The organism is Olsenella sp. An293 (assembly GCF_002159495.1).
Classification (GTDB): domain Bacteria; phylum Actinomycetota; class Coriobacteriia; order Coriobacteriales; family Atopobiaceae; genus Thermophilibacter.
This window is the reverse complement of sequence record NZ_NFIT01000005.1, coordinates 128,298-145,643: the sequence shown is the minus strand read 5'-3', so window position 1 is coordinate 145,643 and position 17,346 is coordinate 128,298. Positions and strand designations below refer to the sequence as shown.

General features: G+C 69.2%; 11 protein-coding genes and 1 riboswitch. Of the genes, 1 reads left to right on the top strand and 10 read right to left on the bottom strand.

Annotation, left to right across the window (positions count from 1 at the left end; genetic code table 11):
• Nucleotides 1-64: 64 nt before the first annotated feature.
• On the top strand, nt 65-1,243 hold the full coding sequence (locus B5F85_RS04725) for a malic enzyme-like NAD(P)-binding protein (RefSeq protein WP_087314885.1): 1,179 nt from the start codon (nt 65-67) through the stop codon (nt 1,241-1,243).
• A 79-nt stretch (nt 1,244-1,322) separates the two neighbouring features.
• Here B5F85_RS04725 and B5F85_RS04720 read toward each other — a convergent pair whose 3' ends face one another.
• The 10 genes from B5F85_RS04720 to B5F85_RS04675 form a co-directional block, all read right to left on the bottom strand.
• Complete coding sequence (locus B5F85_RS04720; RefSeq protein ID WP_087314883.1) at nt 1,323-2,384, bottom strand: hypothetical protein; 1,062 nt, start codon at nt 2,382-2,384, stop codon at nt 1,323-1,325.
• Nucleotides 2,365-2,940, bottom strand: a complete 576-nt coding sequence (locus tag B5F85_RS04715; RefSeq protein WP_204204639.1) for an RNA polymerase sigma factor — start codon at nt 2,938-2,940, stop codon at nt 2,365-2,367. The genes B5F85_RS04720 and B5F85_RS04715 overlap by 20 nt, the downstream gene beginning before the upstream one ends.
• A 92-nt stretch (nt 2,941-3,032) precedes the next feature.
• Nucleotides 3,033-4,292 carry a serpin family protein gene (locus B5F85_RS04710; protein WP_158094558.1) on the bottom strand — a complete coding sequence of 420 codons (1,260 nt, stop codon included), beginning with the start codon at nt 4,290-4,292 and terminating at the stop codon, nt 3,033-3,035.
• Nucleotides 4,293-4,398: 106 nt separating this feature from the next.
• Nucleotides 4,399-5,364, bottom strand: a complete 966-nt coding sequence (locus B5F85_RS04705; protein ID WP_239386694.1) for a DMT family transporter — start codon at nt 5,362-5,364, stop codon at nt 4,399-4,401.
• Between the two features lie 264 nt (nt 5,365-5,628).
• Nucleotides 5,629-9,375 (bottom strand): phosphoribosylformylglycinamidine synthase, encoded by a 3,747-nt coding sequence (locus tag B5F85_RS04700; protein ID WP_087314877.1) that lies wholly within the window; start codon nt 9,373-9,375, stop codon nt 5,629-5,631.
• 82 nt (nt 9,376-9,457) lie between these two features.
• Nucleotides 9,458-11,632 (bottom strand): toll/interleukin-1 receptor domain-containing protein, encoded by a 2,175-nt coding sequence (locus tag B5F85_RS04695; RefSeq protein ID WP_087314875.1) that lies wholly within the window; start codon nt 11,630-11,632, stop codon nt 9,458-9,460.
• A 9-nt stretch (nt 11,633-11,641) separates the two neighbouring features.
• A complete protein-coding gene (locus tag B5F85_RS04690) occupies nt 11,642-13,861 on the bottom strand; it encodes a hypothetical protein (RefSeq protein WP_087314873.1) in 2,220 nt (739 codons plus the stop codon).
• 152 nt (nt 13,862-14,013) lie between these two features.
• Nucleotides 14,014-14,817: an energy-coupling factor transporter transmembrane component T gene (locus B5F85_RS04685; RefSeq protein WP_087314870.1), complete on the bottom strand. Its 804-nt coding sequence runs from the start codon at nt 14,815-14,817 to the stop codon at nt 14,014-14,016.
• Nucleotides 14,807-16,579, bottom strand: coding sequence for an energy-coupling factor transporter ATPase (locus B5F85_RS04680; RefSeq protein ID WP_239386692.1), 1,773 nt, complete (start codon nt 16,577-16,579; stop codon nt 14,807-14,809). Before B5F85_RS04680 ends, B5F85_RS04685 begins: the two co-directional genes overlap by 11 nt.
• Nucleotides 16,580-16,595: 16 nt before the next feature.
• Nucleotides 16,596-17,171 (bottom strand): ECF transporter S component, encoded by a 576-nt coding sequence (locus B5F85_RS04675; RefSeq protein WP_087314868.1) that lies wholly within the window; start codon nt 17,169-17,171, stop codon nt 16,596-16,598.
• A 6-nt stretch (nt 17,172-17,177) separates the two neighbouring features.
• A riboswitch (FMN riboswitch) is annotated at nt 17,178-17,318 on the bottom strand.
• Nucleotides 17,319-17,346 lie beyond the last annotated feature (28 nt).

Sequence of the window (17,346 nt, the reverse complement as noted above, 5' to 3'; positions counted from 1 at the left end):
TTGCACGTGGTTCTTATCGCCAAGACGGCCGGCGCACGACCGGCCCCGTGAGATGGGAGTTTCCATGGCCGAGGACGCCAAGCAGTACGCGCTCGACAAGCACCGCGAGTGGCAGGGCAAGATCGAGGTGATCACCCGCGCGCCGATCACCAGCCCCGAGGAGCTGGCCGTGGCCTACACGCCGGGCGTCGCCGAGCCGTGCCTCAAGATCTCCGAGAACGTGGAAGACTCCTACACCTACACGCGCCGCGGCAACCTGGTGGCCGTGGTCACGGACGGCACCGCGGTGCTGGGCCTCGGCGACATCGGCCCCGAGGCGGGCATGCCGGTCATGGAGGGCAAGTGCGCCCTGTTCAAGACCTTCGCCGACGTGGACGCGTTCCCCCTGTGCGTGCGCTCCAAGGACGTGGACGAGATCGTCCGCACCGTCGAGCTCATCGCGGGCAGCTTCGGCGGCATCAACCTGGAGGACATCTCCGCGCCGCGCTGCTTCGAGATCGAGCGCCGCCTCAAGGAGTCCTGCGACATCCCCGTCTTCCACGACGACCAGCACGGCACCGCCGTGGTGACCTGCGCCGCGCTCATCAACGCCTGCCGCCTCACCGGCCGCGAGCTCTCCGACGTGCGCGTGGTCTTCTCCGGCGCCGGCGCCGCGGGCATCTCCATCGCCAAGCTCATGCAGCGCATGGGCGTGAAGGACGTCATCATCTGCGACCGCACGGGCGCCATCTACGAGGGCCGCGAGGGCCTCAACCCCGAGAAGGCCGAGATCGCCACGTGGACCAACCGCGAGGGCGTCACCGGCACGCTGGCCGACGCCGTGCGCGGAGCCGACGTCTTCGTGGGCGTTTCCGCCCCGGGCGTGCTCACCCAGGACATGGTTCGCACGATGGCCGCCGACCCGATCGTCTTTGCCTGCGCCAACCCCGTGCCGGAGATCATGCCGGACGAGGCGCTCGCGGCAGGCGCCGCCGTGGCCGCCACGGGCCGCTCCGACTTCCCCAACCAGATCAACAACGTGCTCGCGTTCCCGGGCATCTTCCGCGGCGCCCTCGACGTGCGCGCGTCCGACATCAACGACGACATGATGGAGGCCGCGGCCTACGCGATTGCGGGCCTCGTGGACGACGAGCACCGCGCCGCCGACTACATCATCCCCGGCGCCTTCGACGAGCGCGTGGCGCCCGCCGTCGCCGCCGCCGTGGCCGAGGCCGCCCGCAAGAGCGGCGTCGCCCGCCTCTAAAGGATACGAAGGGACAGTCCCTTCGTATCATGTGCCGCCCCGACGCTCCTTCGCGAGAAGGACGTCGGGGCGGCGTCGTTTACTCCGTGACCTCGGTGATGGTGTAGAAATTGGGCCAGTTGGCATAGAGCCCGTCGGCCGCCTCCTGGGCCTCGAGGTATTCCTCGGGCTTGGGCTCGACGTCTCGGTAGTAGCTGAGGACCGCGCTGCTGCGCGCCTCGCGATCGAGATAGTCCTGATACGCCTCGTCGAAGTCTTCGCTCGGGGAGATGCGATAGCGCTTGACCTGCTCGCTCCCGTCGGCAAAGGTGACCGCCATCACGAGCGTGGTCTGGGCCAAGATGTCGGCGCTTCTCCGCTCGAGGACAAAGCGGAACCTGTTGAGCGCCTGCCAGCGTGCCACCTCTTCCTCGAGCGAGGCGGCGTCGATCGGCAGGGCGTCCTTCGCGGCGCGCGCCTCGCGAATCTCGTCGTCGGTCGGAAAGCTCGTCCAGACCTGGCGGTTGAAGTTCTCCTCGTCGGCCTGCTGCTCCTCGTAGGAGACGCTGAAGCCCGCGCCCGCCCCTCCGTGGTCGGGATAGGCCTCGCCCTCGCCTACCTCATAGGGCCGGCTGTACAGTGCGTCAAACCACACGGCGCTGCCGGTGAACCCCTCTTCCGGCTGGCCCTCGGGGCTCACGAACTCCCCTTCGAGCGCGTAGTCGATGCGGTCGATGTTGGTTCCCTCGCAGCGCAGGTCGATGCTGTGGGCGGCGTACCAGCCGGAGTTATCGCCGCCGCCGAGCGACCCGGCAAGGCTGATGCTGCGCTGGGCCAGGACGGTGCCCTCGCCCTGGGAGATGCCGTCGGCGTAGGCCTTGAGGGCAAACCAGTTGCCCTCTGCCGCCGCGGGGGCGTCTTCGCCGGGGCGCACGATCACGGAGAGGGCGAGAAGTGCGGCGGCGCCGCCCAGGACGGCAAGCCCGGCGCCTACGGCCGCGCGCCGCGTCATGCTCCGCTGCTGCCGCCGCGGCCTGCGCGGGCCGCGGGCGCGCTCGCCCTTCTCGACCCTGATCTCGTCCAGCACGGACTCGCGCACGTCCTCGGGCAGCGTGACCCTGCGCGCCCGCGTGCGGAACTGCTCAAGCGTGTGCCTGTCCATAGTTCTCCTCCTTTGCGTGGCTTGTAGCGGGGATTGCGGGGGACTCGAGCATCTCTCTCATCTGCTTGCGCGCCCGGTGCAGGCGCGTGCGCACCGTCGCCGGCGGGCTGCCCACGATGCGGGCGATCTCCTCGGTCGAGTACTGCTCCACGTAGTGGAGCATCGCCACCGCGCGGAGCTTCTCCGGCAGGGCCCGGAGCGCCTGCCAGACCGGGTCGGCGCGCAGCTCCGCGAGGGCGGCTTCCTCGGTGGGCGCGCCCGGCGCCGGCAGCTCGCGGCCCGCGTCACCCGCGCTCTCCACCCGCCGGCTCCAGGGCGTGCGGCAGAGCTCGTGGCATCGGTTGACGGTCACGCGCAAGAGCCAGGCCTTCAGGTGCTCGTCGCTCGTGAACGCGGTGCCGTCCGTGAGCAGACGGCAGAAGACGTCCTGTGCCACGTCCTGGGCGTCGGCCTCGGAGCGCGTCTGCGCGAGGGCGACGAGATAGACCGAGCCGCCGTGCGCGGCCATCGCGTGCCGCATGAACTTCTCGGTGCGTTGAACTTGCTTGGCGGTCATGCCCCTCACCTCCTCGCCCCTAACATGCGCGAGTGGAGCATATTGTTCCCGCCTGACGAAAATGGGTCAAAAGGGGACTGTCCCCTTTTGACTCATTCGGCGGACATGAAGGTGCCGATGAATACAGGCGTCATCGTGTGTGCGTCGACGATGAGGTAGACAAAGGGTCGGTCCAGGACAACCTCCTTGACCTCGGGCTCCTCCTCGATAGGGGCGGCGCCGCCGTCCATCGTGGTGACCGTCGCCGCCGCGGCGCGCGTGCCCTCCTCGTCGACGTCGATGAACGTCTTGTGCAGCGCGCCGCCGATGAAGAGCGGTCCGGCGTCCGAGCTGCCCATGCGCGAGAAGTCCGCGGCCCCCGCGTCGAAGGCGTCCGTCATTCCGAGTGACCTCAGGACCCCTGAGAGCTCGACGTCGTAGCTGCTCGTGAACTTGGGCAGGCCGATGCGCGCGACGGTGTTTTCCGCCGGGGTCAGCAGCTGCTCCAGACCCTCCCCGTCGAGGCTCTCCAGCAGCTCCGCCACCGTGACCCCCTTGTTGGGCAGCAGCCCCACGAAGCGATAGTCGTGGTCTTCGTAGGGCTTGGCAAAGCCGGTGGCGAGGTCGCTCTCGAAATAGGCGCTCTCGGTGGAGTGCATCATGTCCACGTCCTGCTCGGTGCCGTCCTCGCAGGTGAACGTGTCCGGCGTGACGAGCGCGGAGTCGAAGGGCTCCTCCCACGAGCCCTCGAACGCGAGCGCGTTGACCAGAAGGAGCTGCGTCTGGTCCGAGAGCTGGCTCAGCATCTCGGGAATCATCTCATGGGTCTTCTCGCTGATCCAGGCGTTGACGTCGGTCACGGTGGAGTCGTCGAAGGGTGCCGAGAAGACCCGCGCGCCAAGACGGCCGCCGCACGCCTCGAGGAAGGCGTTCTCCACGGACAGGCCGCCGGAGTCGCGCAGCCAGACGGAGTTGGCGAGCGAGAGGGGCCCGTCATAGGAGCTCGAGAGCTGTAGGTGGGCCTGGAGCGTGTCCGTGAGCTCCTCGACGCTCATGCCGGTGGTCCGCTCCATCTGCGCGAGCGTCTCGCCGTCCGCGCCGTTCTCCGCCATCGCGAGCGCGTGGAGCACCGAGAGCGGAGAGACGAGCGCGTTTTTCGAGGGTGCCTCGGCCGTGCTCTCGCGGAGCAGGTCGAGCGCGAAGTCGTAGGCGACCGTTGCGTCGGCCATCTCGACCGAGGCCTCCGAGGCGGGCTTGACGCTGGCGGTGAGGTCGGTTGCCGTGAGCGAGAGCGCCTGCTGGCAGCCGGCGAGTCCCAGCGGAAGAAGACAGGCGAGAAGGGCGGGGGCAAGAAGTCGGCGCAGGCGTCTCATGGGCACTCCCTCCGTCGCGGGGATACGTGCCTTGAGTATCCCCGTCATTCACGACTGCAAGGCATGGGTCTCGGTAAGTGGGGCTTGTTCGGCCAGCGGCGGCGCGTCAGGGCTTCTCCGGGCGGTTTACGATGACGATGCCCAGGCTCACGAGCACGAGGGCCGCCACGGCCACGGCAGGGCTCACGACGTTGGTCTCGCTGAGAAGGACCGCGGAGAGCAGCACGCCAAAGACCGGGTTCATGAAGCCAAAGACCGCCACGCGCGAGACGGGGTTTGCGGCCAGTGCGAGCGACCATAGCGAATAGGCAGCCGCGGAAATGAATCCCAGATAGGCGAGGAGCATGAACGCCGGGGCCGGGTTGGTCGCATCCGCCGGCGCCACGTGTCCGCCCGCGGCGAGGCCCGCGACGAGCATGATCGCCCCGCCGAGGACAAACTGCCAGCCCGAGAGCAGCACGGGGTCGTGCTCGCGCGAGAAGCGCTTGGCGAGGTTGCTCGAGGCGGCCGCGGCGAGCGTTGACGCGAGCACCATGCCCTCGCCCTCGAGCGTGAAGCTCAGGCCCCCCGACTCGCCGGTCACGTTGACGAGCACGACGCCCGCAAAGCCCACGAGACATCCCAGCACCTTGCGACCCGTGAGTCGCTCAAAGCGAAAGACCAGCGCCGCCAGGAGCACGCAGAGAAACGAGTTGCTCGCCTCCAGGATGGAGCTCGTCACGCCCGCGCAGTTGGCGAGGCCCACATAGAAGAGGACGTACTGCAAAACGGTCTGAAAGAGCGAGAGCGTGCCGATGGCCGGCAGATCGCGCCGCCCGGGCAGGAAGGCTCGCCGCCGGACCACGCTCATGCCCGCGACGACCATGAGGCCCGCTATCACGAAGCGCGTGCCCGCGAAGGCCAGGATCGAGGGCACGTCCGCCGCGTCGACGGCAAACAGCTCGTAGCCGATCTTCACGCACGGAAACGCCGAGCCCCACAGAAAGCACGAGGCGAGACACGCCAGCACCACGCCCGGAAGCGTGCCGATGAAGGGCGTTCTTCTCGATTTGTCTGCCGTTGCTGCGACCACGTTCTTCTCGCTTTCCCCGGTTTTCCGCATGCCATCCTAGCAGCGCTGTCTTGGGCAAGCCACCTCTCATCGCCAAACTCCACACGTGGTGTTTCTCTTTCTAACTGAGTAGAGAGAAAGCGCAGATAAACAGTGTTTAGGGATTGAAAAGAACCACCACGTGTGGAGTTTGCCCCCGGCGGTGAGCAGAGGCGGGGCGACGGGAGCGAAAAAACGGGCGGGACCCCCGGAGAGTCCCGCCCGTGAGGATGCTCTTGGATCGGGCTACTCGGTGAAGTACGCCACGCCGCCCTCGATGAGGGGCTGGTAGGCGTTGCCCGGAACGTTCTTGTAGAGGCCGGCGCCGGAGCGCTCGGTGTGGCCCATCTTGCCCAGGACGCGGCCGTCAGGCGAGGTGATGCCCTCGATCGCGAGGACCGAGCCGTTGGGGTTGACGTCGAGGCTCATGCCCGGCACGCCGCTCTCGTCCACGTACTGCGTGGCGACCTGGCCGCCGGCCACGAGCTTGGCGACCATCTCGGGCGAGGCGACGAAGCGGCCCTCGCCGTGCGAGATCGCGATGTTGTGGACGTCTCCCACCGAGCACTTGGAGAGCCAGGGGGAGAGGTTGGACGCCACGCGCGTGCGCACCAGACGGCTCTGGTGGCGGCCGATGGTGTTGAACGTGAGCGTGGGGCAGGTGTCGTCCATCGGGACGATGTCGCCGTACGGGACGAGGCCGAGCTTCACCAGGGCCTGGAAGCCGTTGCAGATGCCGAGCATGAGGCCGTCGCGAGCCTGCAGCAGGTCGCGCACCGCCTCGGTGACCTCGGGCGCGCGGAAGAAGGCGGTGATGAACTTGGCGGAGCCCTCGGGCTCGTCGCCGCCGGAGAAGCCGCCCGGGATCATGACGATCTGACTCTCGCGGATGCGACGCGCCAGCTCGTGGGTGCTCTCGGCGACGGCCTCGGGCGTGAGGTTGTTGATCACGAAGACGTCCGCCTTGGCGCCGGCGCGCTCGAAGGCGTGTGCGGTGTCATACTCGCAGTTGGTGCCCGGGAAGACCGGGATGATGACGCGCGGGCGCGCCACGTGGACGGCGGGCGCGGGGCGAGAGACGCCCTTCTCGGCAACGTCGAAGGAGATGACGTCGACCTGCTCGCCCTCGGCGCGGTAGGGGAAGACGGACTCGATGGCGCCCTCCCAGGCCTCCTGCAGCTCGGCGAGGTCAACGGACTCCCCGGAGACGCTGAGCTGGTAGGCATCGGTCGTCGTGCCAAAGGTGGAAACCGTCACGCCGCTCGGGGCGGAGGGCAGCGGGGCGTCATCGGTAAGCTCCACGAGGAAGCTGCCGTAGGAGGGGCAGAAGAGGGCGTCAGCGCCAAAGGCCGGGGCGACCTCGAGTCCCACGCGGTTGCCGACGCACATCTTGAACGCGGCCTCCGCGGCGCCGCCGTAGCCGGGGGTAGAGACGGCGAGCGTCTCGCCGCGCGCCACCATGCCCTCGACGAGGGAGAGCGTCGCGAGGAACGCCTCGTGGTCGGGCGTGAGCCCGTCGTCGGCGTAGTCCGGGACGATGACCATCACGCGGTGTCCGCTGCCCTTGAACTCGGGGGAGGTCACGTGGTCGACGACGCCCAGGCCCGTGGCAAACGAGACGAGCGTGGGCGGCACGTCGAGGTCCTCGAAGCTGCCGGACATGGAGTCCTTGCCGCCGATCGAGGCGATGCCGAGGTCGACCTGGGCCATGAGGGCGCCGAGCAGGGCCGCGGTGGGCTTGCCCCAGCGGCGCGGGTCGTCGCGCAGGCGCTCGAAGTACTCCTGGAACGTGAGGTAGAGGCTCTCGTGCTCGAAGCCGGCGGCGACCATGCGCGCGACGGACTCCACCACGGAGAGGTAGGCGCCGGTGAAGGGGTTGGCGCTCATGAGGTAGGGGTTGAAGCCCCAGGCCATGCCCGAGCACGTGGTGGTCTCACCGTCAACAGGGAGCTTGGCGACCATCGCCATGGGGGGCGTGAGCTGCGTGCGACCGCCAAAGGGCATGAGGACCGTGGCAGCGCCGATGGTGGAGTCAAAGCGCTCGGAGAGGCCCTTGTTGGAGGCGACGTTGAGGTCGGTGACCAGCGAGCGCATCTTCTCGGCCACGGTCTCGCCGGCCCAGGTGCGCTCGAACTCCTGCGGAGCCTCCACGCGCACGCATGTGGTCTTGGGGGCGCCGTTGGAGGCGAGGAACTCGCGACTCACGTCCACGATGACGTTGCCGCGCCAGCGCATGCGCAGGCGGGGCTCGGCGGTGACCGTCGCCACGGTCGTGGCCTCGAGGTTCTCCTCGTGCGCGTAGCGCATGAACTCGTCGACGTCCTCGGGTGCCAGGGCCACGGCCATGCGCTCCTGGGACTCGGAGATGGCGAGCTCGGTGCCGTCGAGGCCCTCGTACTTCTTGGGAACGAGGTCGAGGTCGATGTCCAGGCCGTCGGCGAGCTCGCCGATGGCAACGGAGACGCCGCCGGCGCCAAAGTCGTTGCAGCGCTTGATGAGGCGGCACGCGTCCTCGCGGCGGAAGAGGCGCTGGAGCTTGCGCTCGATGGGCGGGTTGCCCTTCTGCACCTCGGCGCCGTCCTTCTCGAGGGACTCGACGTTGTGGGCCTTGGAGGACCCGGTGGCGCCGCCGATGCCGTCGCGTCCGGTGCGCCCGCCGAGAAGCACGATCTTGTCGCCCGGGGCGGGGCACTCGCGGCGCACGTGGGACGCCGGCGTGGCGCCCACCACGGCGCCGATCTCCATGCGCTTGGCCACGTAGCCGGGGTGATAGAGCTCGCTGACCTGTCCGGTGGCAAGCCCGATCTGGTTGCCGTAGCTGGAGTATCCCGCCGCCGCGGTGGTGACGAGCTTGCGCTGCGGGAGCTTGCCCTCCATGGTCTGGGAGACGGGCACGGTGGGGTCCGCCGCACCGGTCACGCGCATGGCCTGGTAGACATAGCTACGGCCGGAGAGCGGGTCGCGGATGGCGCCGCCGATGCAGGTTGCCGCGCCGCCGAAGGGCTCGATCTCGGTGGGGTGGTTGTGGGTCTCGTTCTTGAAGAGGAACAGCCAGTCCTCGGGCGTGCCGTTGACGTCGACCTTCACCTTGACGGTGCAGGCGTTGATCTCCTCGGACTCGTCGAGGTTCTTGAGCTGCCCGGTGTGCTTGAGGTACTTGGCGCCAATGGTGCCCATGTCCATGAGGCACACGGGCTTGGCGTCGCGGCCGAGCTCATGGCGCATCTCGAGGTAGCGGTTGAAGGCGGCGGCCACGACCTCGTCGTCAAACTGCACGTCGCCGAGGGTGGTGCCGAAGGTGGTGTGGCGGCAGTGATCGGACCAGTAGGTGTCGATCATCTTGATCTCGGTGATCGTGGGGACGCGGCCCTCGCCGGCGAAGTAGCTCTGGCAGAACGTGATGTCCGCGAGGTCCATCGCCAGGCCGCGCTCGTCGATGAAGGCCTGAAGGCTCGCCTGGTCGAGCTCGAGGAAGCCGTCGAGCACCTCGACGTCGGCGGGCTCGGGGTAGCTCTGGCGCAGGGTCGCGCGCTCGTCGAGACTCGCCTCGCGCGCCTCGACGGGGTTGATGACGTAGTGCTTGATGGCGGCGAGCGCCTCGTCGGTGCAGGCGCCCTCGATCACGTAGACCTTGGCGCAGCGCACCGTGGGCCGCTCGCCCTGGCTGACGAGCTGGACGCACTCGGCGGCGGAGTCGGCGCGCTGGTCGAACTGACCGGGCAGCGCCTCCACGGCGAAGACGCGAACGTCCTTCTCGCCCTGGCTCGCGGGAAGCTCGCGCGAGGTGAGGTCCACCTGGGGCTCGCTGAAGACGATGGGCACGCAGCGCTCGAAGAGCTCCTCGTCGATGCCCTCGACGTCGTAGCGGTTGACGATGCGAAGGCGGGCGTCTTGCGCCAGCCCCTCGGCGACGACGTTTGCGAGCTCGGCCTTGAGCTGCTGCGCCTCGACGTCGAATCCCGGCTTCTTCTCAACGTAGATGCGTGAGACCATGCGCGGCTACCTCCCGTTTGCTGAAGGAGTGATGAACGCTACCATTCTACGGCAAAAACCTACCGTTCGCGGCGCCATTGGCCTACTCGGTAGAACCCCCGACGCCCGCCTGGAGAGCGTCGCGGAGCGAGGGGAGCGAGAGCCCCTCCTCGTTGACGGCGACGCGTGCGATGAGGCCGTCACGCGTCGCCACGACGACGCTCCTGCCGTCCGGCGCAAAGACGATGCCGCGAATCTCGCCGGAGAGCTCGTGCGAGGCGTAGGAGGAGTATCCCGCGCCGTCGAGAAACGCGACCGTCCCATCGGAGAGCCCCACGGCAAAGAGGCTCCCGTCCGAGGAGACGGCGCTGGCGCGCGCCGAGCATGCGCCTGAAAGCGGGATGGAGTAGGGGTAGAGGCCCGAAGAGGCCCTCCACACGCCCTCCTCGTACCTGACGAGTCGAGAGCCGCCGCCGCGGGGCGTGCCGTATCCGACGGCGAGGACGGTCCCGTCTCCCGTGGCGGCAAGAGAGCGGGCCTGCGCGCCGGGGACGACTCCTCCCTGGGGCGTGATGGGAGAGGTCTCTCCGGGCTCGACGCAGATGAGCGTGGTGCCCGCCCCGGCAAACGTGCGCCCCTCCTCGTCGACCTCGATGGCGAGGATGCCGCCGGTCTCTATGGTGGCAAGGCTTTGGAGTGAGGTCTCATCGAGAAGAAGCAGGGTGGAGCCGTCCGAGACTGCGACGGGGCCGACGCCGCTTGGGGAGGCGGCAACGTAGAGGGGCTGGTAGCCGTCTTCGAGCGACATGGTGAAGCTCTCGCCCGTTCCGAGGTCAAGATGCCAGAGTCGGCTGTCGCCGCTCTCGTCGAGGGCCGCCACGTAGACGGCGTTCTCCGAGGCCCGTGCGATGCTCGTCGCCTGGGTCGACGAGAGGACGTCGACGATCTCCGGGGGCTTCTCGCCCGAGGCATCTATCACTGCGACGGTCCCGTCGCGCGAGAGAAACGCCGCGCGCCCGTCGCCGAGCTCGGCGACGTCCATGAACCACAGGTCCGTGTCTGCGATGACGCTCGTCTCGAGCATGGCGTCCCAGACTAAGGTCCGCCCTTCGGGCGCATGGGCCGCCACGCGCGTTCCGTCTGCGCTCCAAGAGAGCGTGCTGCCCATGGGCAGCGTTGCGCCGCCGAGGACCATGAGCTCCTGACCCCGATCCGTCTCATAGACGATGACGCCCTGCTCGCTGAGTGCCGCAAGTCGGCGCCCATCGGGGGAGAGCGCAAGGTCAACGGCAATGAACCCGGGGTTGGCGTATGCGTGCGGCGAGGCCTGCCCTCGACGGGTCAGCCCGATGCGGGTCGAGCCGGGAACGGCGCGTGCGGCCATGTCGCCGGCGGCGTCTTCGGGGCGGGGCTCGTCCGGAAAGGCAAAGTCGGCGCTGTCCGAGAGCTCCTGGGGCAGGCGCGTCGTGAGCGCGAGCTGGCAGGCGAGAAGCGCGGCGTAGTTGCGAGCGTCCCCGTCGCCGGCCGCCGAGAGCGCGAGCTCGCGGGCCCGCTTCGGGTCGGTCCGCACGACGGCGGCGACCTCGCTCGTGGCGTCGGCGAGCCGAAGCGAGTCAACCGCCTGCTCCTCGAGCTGTCGCTGCAGCTCGGCAGGGACGCGAAGCGCCACCTCGCCCACGATGACGGCGACGATGGCGAGCGCGCCCATGAGAAGGCGCAGCCTGCGTCCGCGCGTGGACTGGCGCAGATAGAGGCGGGCGGAGTCCGAGAGGTCTGCGGACCTGGCGAGCTTGAGCATCCGGGAGAGCGCCCTTCCGCGCATGAGGTCCCTGCCCCGTCTGCCTCCCTCGGCCCACGCCGCGGCGCGGACTTCGAGGTTGGCGGTCACCTCTGAGCTTCCGGCGAGCCGCCTCAGCTGGGCTGCGATATCGTCGGCGCCGCGGGTGATGCCGTCCGGGCTCGCCGCATCCATTGATTCACGGGACAGGGCGGCAGCATCGAGCTCGAGGATGGGCCTGCGGTAATGGCGGGCCTGGGCGAGCTCCTTCTGGCAGGGCTGGGAGGCTCGCCAGTCGCTTGACTGCAGCACGACGACGAGGCTCGCACCGCGGATTGCGGCGACGATGCGCGCGTCCCACGACTCTCCGGCACGCAGGTCGTTCACGTCGCGCCAGACGCTCACGGGCTCGCGTGCCACTGAGCGCGAGGAGAGCGCGGCCTCGAGCCTGTCCGCGATGGCGGACTGCTTCCTCGAGTAGGAGATGAAGACGTATCCCATGGTGGCCTCCTACTTTGCCTGGGGTGCCGGGACCGAGGCCGTAAGGCCCATCGACGCCACAAAGTCCTCGGGGAAATAGAAGGAGAGGGTCTCCTCGTCCCACCCGGCGGGCACTCGAGCCCTGACGGTATCGCGGATGCCGTCGATGCCCAGGGCCAGCGAGTTGGAGTAGGGGGTCCACCAGCGCCCTCCCGACTCGACGACAAGCCTCTGCAGGTCGTCGGTCCAGCCGAGCGCCGTGATGGGCTCCCCGGTGGGCGACTCCCAGGCCCTCGTTTGCACGAACGTGCCCGCGGAGGTGAAGGTGTAGGCCACGACCTGGCCGGACTCGGTCCCGGCGGCAAACGAGCCCTCCGCTGCGGCAACTGCGGAGAAGGAGGTCGGCTCGCCCATGACGCCGCTCGCGTCGAGCGAGCAGGCGCCTTCCTCGCAGGTGGCGGTGAGGTCCCCGCCCGCGGAGACCGAGACGCTCACGAGGTCGCTCGTGTCCGACAGGTCCGTGCAGACGTGGGCTCCGGCGGGAGGCTCGTCTCGCGGGGTGATGGGCTCGAGCGAGCAGATCGTCGTCGTCCAGCCGTTTCCGCTGGCAACGAGCTCGTTCGACACGTCCAGATAGCAGGTCCCCACCATGCTCGTGGCGATGGTTCCGAGCGGGGCGCCCGAGGACAGGTCCACCACCTGCACCCCCGCCTGCTCGGTCGCGACCACGAGCACCTCATCTCCGAGGGCGAGCGCGCGGGGAAGGTCATAGGTGGTGGCGCCGAGGTTGTCGAGGCCGGTTTCGGGCGTCCCGACGAGCAGGGCGCCGTCGGCGCACACCACGACCGCGTCCTGCGGCCCGATGGCCCCGGAGAGCATCTGCGCCTCGGGCAGCGCAGCGTCGAGCACGCTCGAGTCGGAGGTTGGGTCGATGAGCTGCAGGCGATCGCCCGCCACGACGAGAGCCCGCAGCCCTCGCTCGGTTCGCCTCAGTGCGAGCACCTCGTCGAACTGTGATGAGAAGGACGGGCCGCCCTCCTCGTCGAGCTCGAGGAGGGCGATCGCGTCCCCGCTCTGGCAAAGCAGCTGCGAGGCGTCCTCCGAGAGGGCGAGCGCGCTCACGGAGGCAGGGGCGCCCTCGATGGTTGCCGTCCTGGCGCCCGTTTTGTCGTAGAGCGCAACGCCATCGCCGTCTGCGACCGCGACGACGGCGCCGTCTTCGGTGGCGTCGAAGACGAAGGAGTCTCCGTTGGAGACCTGCCATGTCGAAAGGGGCTCCGCGGTTTGCGGGTTCCAGCGCTGGAGCGTCCCGCCGGCGCCGCGCACGAGGCAGGTATTGGCGTCGTTTGTCAGGATCGCCTCGCCCTGCCAGCCGCCCTCTTGAAGGTCCGCCCAGCCCAGGCGGGCAACGTCCCAGTTCTCGGAGAGGCCCGTGAGGGTGTCGCGCGCGGTGGCGTCGGTCTGGGCGCCGTAGACGTCGGCGTTGCAGAGCGCCTTGAGCGTGAAGAGCGCCGGGTCGTCCTTCTCGCTCAGGGCGAGCTCCTGAAGAAGTGACCTCGTTGCCTCGATTTGCCTTGAGATGAGGGCGTTGCCGGCATAGATGGCGGCGCCGACGGCAACGACTGCGGCGCCGACCCGAAGGTACTGGAACCAGCGCCTGCGCTGGAGACGTCTCGCGTGACGGGACGATTCCGCCACGAACGCCTCCATGGTCGCGTCCGGGACGTTGAACGGGTCGTCACGCATGGAGAGGAGAAGCTCTTGCGCCTCACGCGCCTGCGCGGGATCTACGAGGAGGTGCCCCTTGTCGCGTCCGGCGTCGTCCCAGCACGAGGCGCGGGCGTCAAGCGCATAGAAGGCGTCGTAGAGGTCAACGTTTGAGCTCAGCACGGCTCGCCAGCGCTTTGAGCGTTCCTCCGCGGTTTCGAGCGAGGAGAAGTCCGCCCAGTTGACCTCACGGATTCGGTCTCCCGGGGCGCCGGCGAGCTCCGGGGCAACGCCATCCATGCGTGCGGGGATGAGCGCTGCGGCGCTTGCCGCGAGCGTGCGAGCCCGCGACAAGAAGTCCTTGTCGGCGAGCGCGTTTTGAGACATGAGTATCAGGCAGAGGTCTGCTTCTTGCATGGGGTCGTCGGGGGAAACGACGCTGCACCCGAGCTGCAGCGCGGCCTCTGAGGCCTCCCGAGCGAGCGGGGCGTCGGCGTCGCAGGAGGCAATGATGACGCGGCGGGTCGTCGGGTCGGAGCTCATTGGACCTCCTTTGCTCGGTGGCCGCATCGTAGCACATGCGGGCGAGACTTCCCGCAGCCCGGTCTGTGGCTCGACGAGCGGGTCGCGCGTCGCTCGGACGGGGCTGGCGGCGAGAGGCAGAAGGTCCTTCTCCGCCTTCCTGCACGAGCCGGCTAGAGGGGCGTCGCGAGAAAGACGAGAAGCGCGATGAGCGCCGCCGTCAGCGCGACGGCAAGGGCGTCGCGAGCCCCGAGGCGCTGCTCGTGGAAGTGGGTCCGCCCGGCCCCGCCCTCGTAGCAGCGGGCGTCGAGGGCACGGGAGAGGCCGTCGGCGTGGCGCAGGCCGCTTGCGAGCAGGGCCACCACCACGGGCACGATCGAGCGGACGCGGCGTACGGGCCCGCCCTCGTCGAAGGCGCCGCCGCGCAGCGACTGCGCGTCGATGATGGCGGAGGCCTCGTCGGCGAGCGTGGGGACGAAGCGCATCATGAGCGAGAAGACCATGGCGATCTCGTGGCCGGGCAGGCCCACGCGCGAGAGCGGGGCGAGCATGCGGTCAAAGGCGTCGGCGAGCTGGGTTGGGGTGGTCGTGAGCATGATGAGCGAGCCCGTCACGAGTGCGAGGGCAAAGCGGGCGGTGTAGAGAGCGGCCGCGAGGACGCCGCCGCCCGTGACGGAGAGCGGGCCGAGGGCAAAGATGACCTCGCCCGTCCGCACGAAGAAGAGGTTGAAGAGCGAGAGCACGGCCAGGAAGAGCAGCAGCGGTCGGACGGAGGCGATCACGCGCCCCGCCGGCACCCGGGCAATGAGAAGGACCGCCGCGACAAAGGCGGCGACGGCCGCGAGCTGGGCGGCGTTTGAGACGCAGAAGGTGCCCACGAGAACCGCGAGCACGCACCAGAGCTTGACGCGCGCGTCGATTGCATGGACGGGGGACGCCGCAGCATAGTACTGCCCGATCGAGATCTTAAGCGCCACTCAGCTCACCTCCCGATTGCGGAAAGGGGGCGGTCCCTTTTGCGCATATCGCGCCGACCAGCTCGTCGGTGGTGAGGGGCTCGCCGAGCGCGGGCCAGCCACGTCGCTCGAGCTCTCGGGCCACGCGCAGCGAGCGCGGGATGCCGAGGCCGCTTTGGACGAGGCGCCGCTCGTTTGCGGGCGAGAAGACCTCTCGGGGCGTGCCGGCGGCGACGAGCCGCGACTGGTCGAGGGCGATCACGCGGTCCGAGCGGGCGGCGTCCTCCATCGAGTGCGTGACCTGCACGAGGGTGATGCCCCGCTCGCGCAGGCGCGCGAGGACGCGGCGCAGCATCGCGCGGCCGCGCGGGTCGAGGCCGGCGGTCGGCTCGTCGAGGATGAGCACCTCGGGCTCCATGGCGAGGATGCCGGCGAGGGCGCAGAGGCGCCGCTGGCCGCCCGAGAGCGTGAAGGGGGAGGCGTCGCGGCGCTCCGAGAGGCCGACGAGCTCGAGGGCGGCGTCCACGCGCCGAGTGACCTCGCCCTCGGAGAGATGCAGGTTGCGTGGGCCAAAGGCCACGTCCTTCTCGACCGTCTCGGCGAAGAGCTGGCGCTCGGGGTGTTGCATCACGTAGCCGATGACGCGGCGCACGGCCTTCCGGCCGCGTCGGGTGGACGTGTCGTTTCCGGCGACGACGATGCGGCCGGAGTCGGGCACCTCGAGGCCGCAGAGCAGGCGCAGCAGCGTCGACTTGCCCGAGCCCGTCTGACCCACGATGGCCGTGGAGGTTCCCTCGAGGATCTCGAGCGAGACGTCCTCGAGCGCCTGGGAGCGCCCGCTATACGAGAAGGACGCGTGCTCGACCTGCACGTTGGGGACAGTCCCCAATTCATGCACATCTTTGATGTGCTGCGGGCACCCGTCCGTCAAGCTTTTCTGCACGTTGGGGACTGTCCCCAACGTGCAGAGCTCGTCCACCACGCCCTGCTCGCTGCAGGTCCAGGGAAGTCCCAGGCGCTGCGAGAGGCGCGCGGCGAAGGGCGCCTCGAGGCCCAGCTCGATGAGCTCGGCGCCGCGGGCAAAGACCTCGTCGGGGGTGCCCTCGAGCGCGACCCTGCCGTGGTCGAGGACGATGACGCGGTCCGCGTCGACCGCCTCCTCCATAAAGTGCGTCACGTGGACGAGCGTAGTCCCCGCCTTGGCGAGTCGCCCCATCACGCGCAGGATGGCGGCGCGCCCGCGCACGTCGAGCAACGACCCCGGCTCGTCGAACACGAGCACGGCGGGCTCCATCGCAAGGGCACCCGCGATCGCGACGCGCTGCTTCTGTCCTCCCGAGAGGCGCGACGGGTCCGCCTTTGCGTAGTCGTCGAGCGCGACGCGGTGCAGCTCGCGCGCGACGCGCGCGGCGATCTCCTCGCGCGGGAGCCCGAGGTTCTCCGGGCCAAAGGCGACGTCATCTTCCACGACGCTCGTGACGATCTGGTCGTCCGGGTTCTGGAACACGAGTCCCAGGGAGCGGCGGGCGCGACGATACGCCTCGAGGTCGGGCCGCCCGTCCGCGCACACGCGCTCGCCGACGAGCTCGACCTCGCCTCCGTCAGGGGCGAGAAGACCGCAGATCACGGAGGCGAGCGTCGACTTGCCGGAGCCGTTGGCGCCGAGCACGCATACGCGCTCGGCGCGCGCGACCTCGAGCGAGACGTCGTCCAGGGCGACAACGTCCCCCTCGTAGACGAGGCGCACGTGCGATAGGCGTATGGGGGCGGGCCGGGGGCTCACGTTCTTCTCGCCAGCTCTACTTGGAGACCACCTGCGCGACGGGCTTTTGGATGAGTGCCGTCACGACGCAGTTGATGACGATCTTGAGCGCGTTGAAGGGCAGCAGGATCGGCACGATCATGGCGACGACCTCGGCCGTGGAGACCGCAGTGTAGAGCGGCGTCACGATGATGTTGCCGACGATGCACGCCGCGAGCGCGATGACGGCCCCGGCGACCATGCCCGCCGCGAGCCCGCGCGCGCCGCCCAGGCGGCGAGCGATCAATGCCGCCGGGACGCACAGCGCCACGCCGGCGACGATCGCCATCACGTGGCCCCACACGTTGAAGGTGAAGAGCGTCTTCAGGACCCACGGGAGGATGACGACGATGGCCCCGGTGCTCGGCCCAAAGACGAGCGCGGCGACAAACGCGACGATGCCCGAGGGGTCGTACATGAGCCATGGCGCCGGCGGGAAGATGGGGATCTCCACGAAGGTGAGGACAAACGCCAGCGCGCAGAAGAGCGCGGTCGTCGCGATGCGACGGGTGGACCAGGCGCCGCCGGCGGTGGTGGAGTGAGCGTCATGCGAGACATGCGTGGAAGCAGCCATTGAAGGCCTCCGTTTCTTCCATCCGGACTGTGACCGTTGGTCCCGGAATCTCACCGGGTCAGCCGCGTATTCGCGGGTCGCGGACTTCGGGGCGCGCACGCCGCCGTCACCGCCAGTGGGGACTTTCACCCCGCCCTGAAACTGACAGCGCGAGTGTAGCACTAATCGCCCGTGG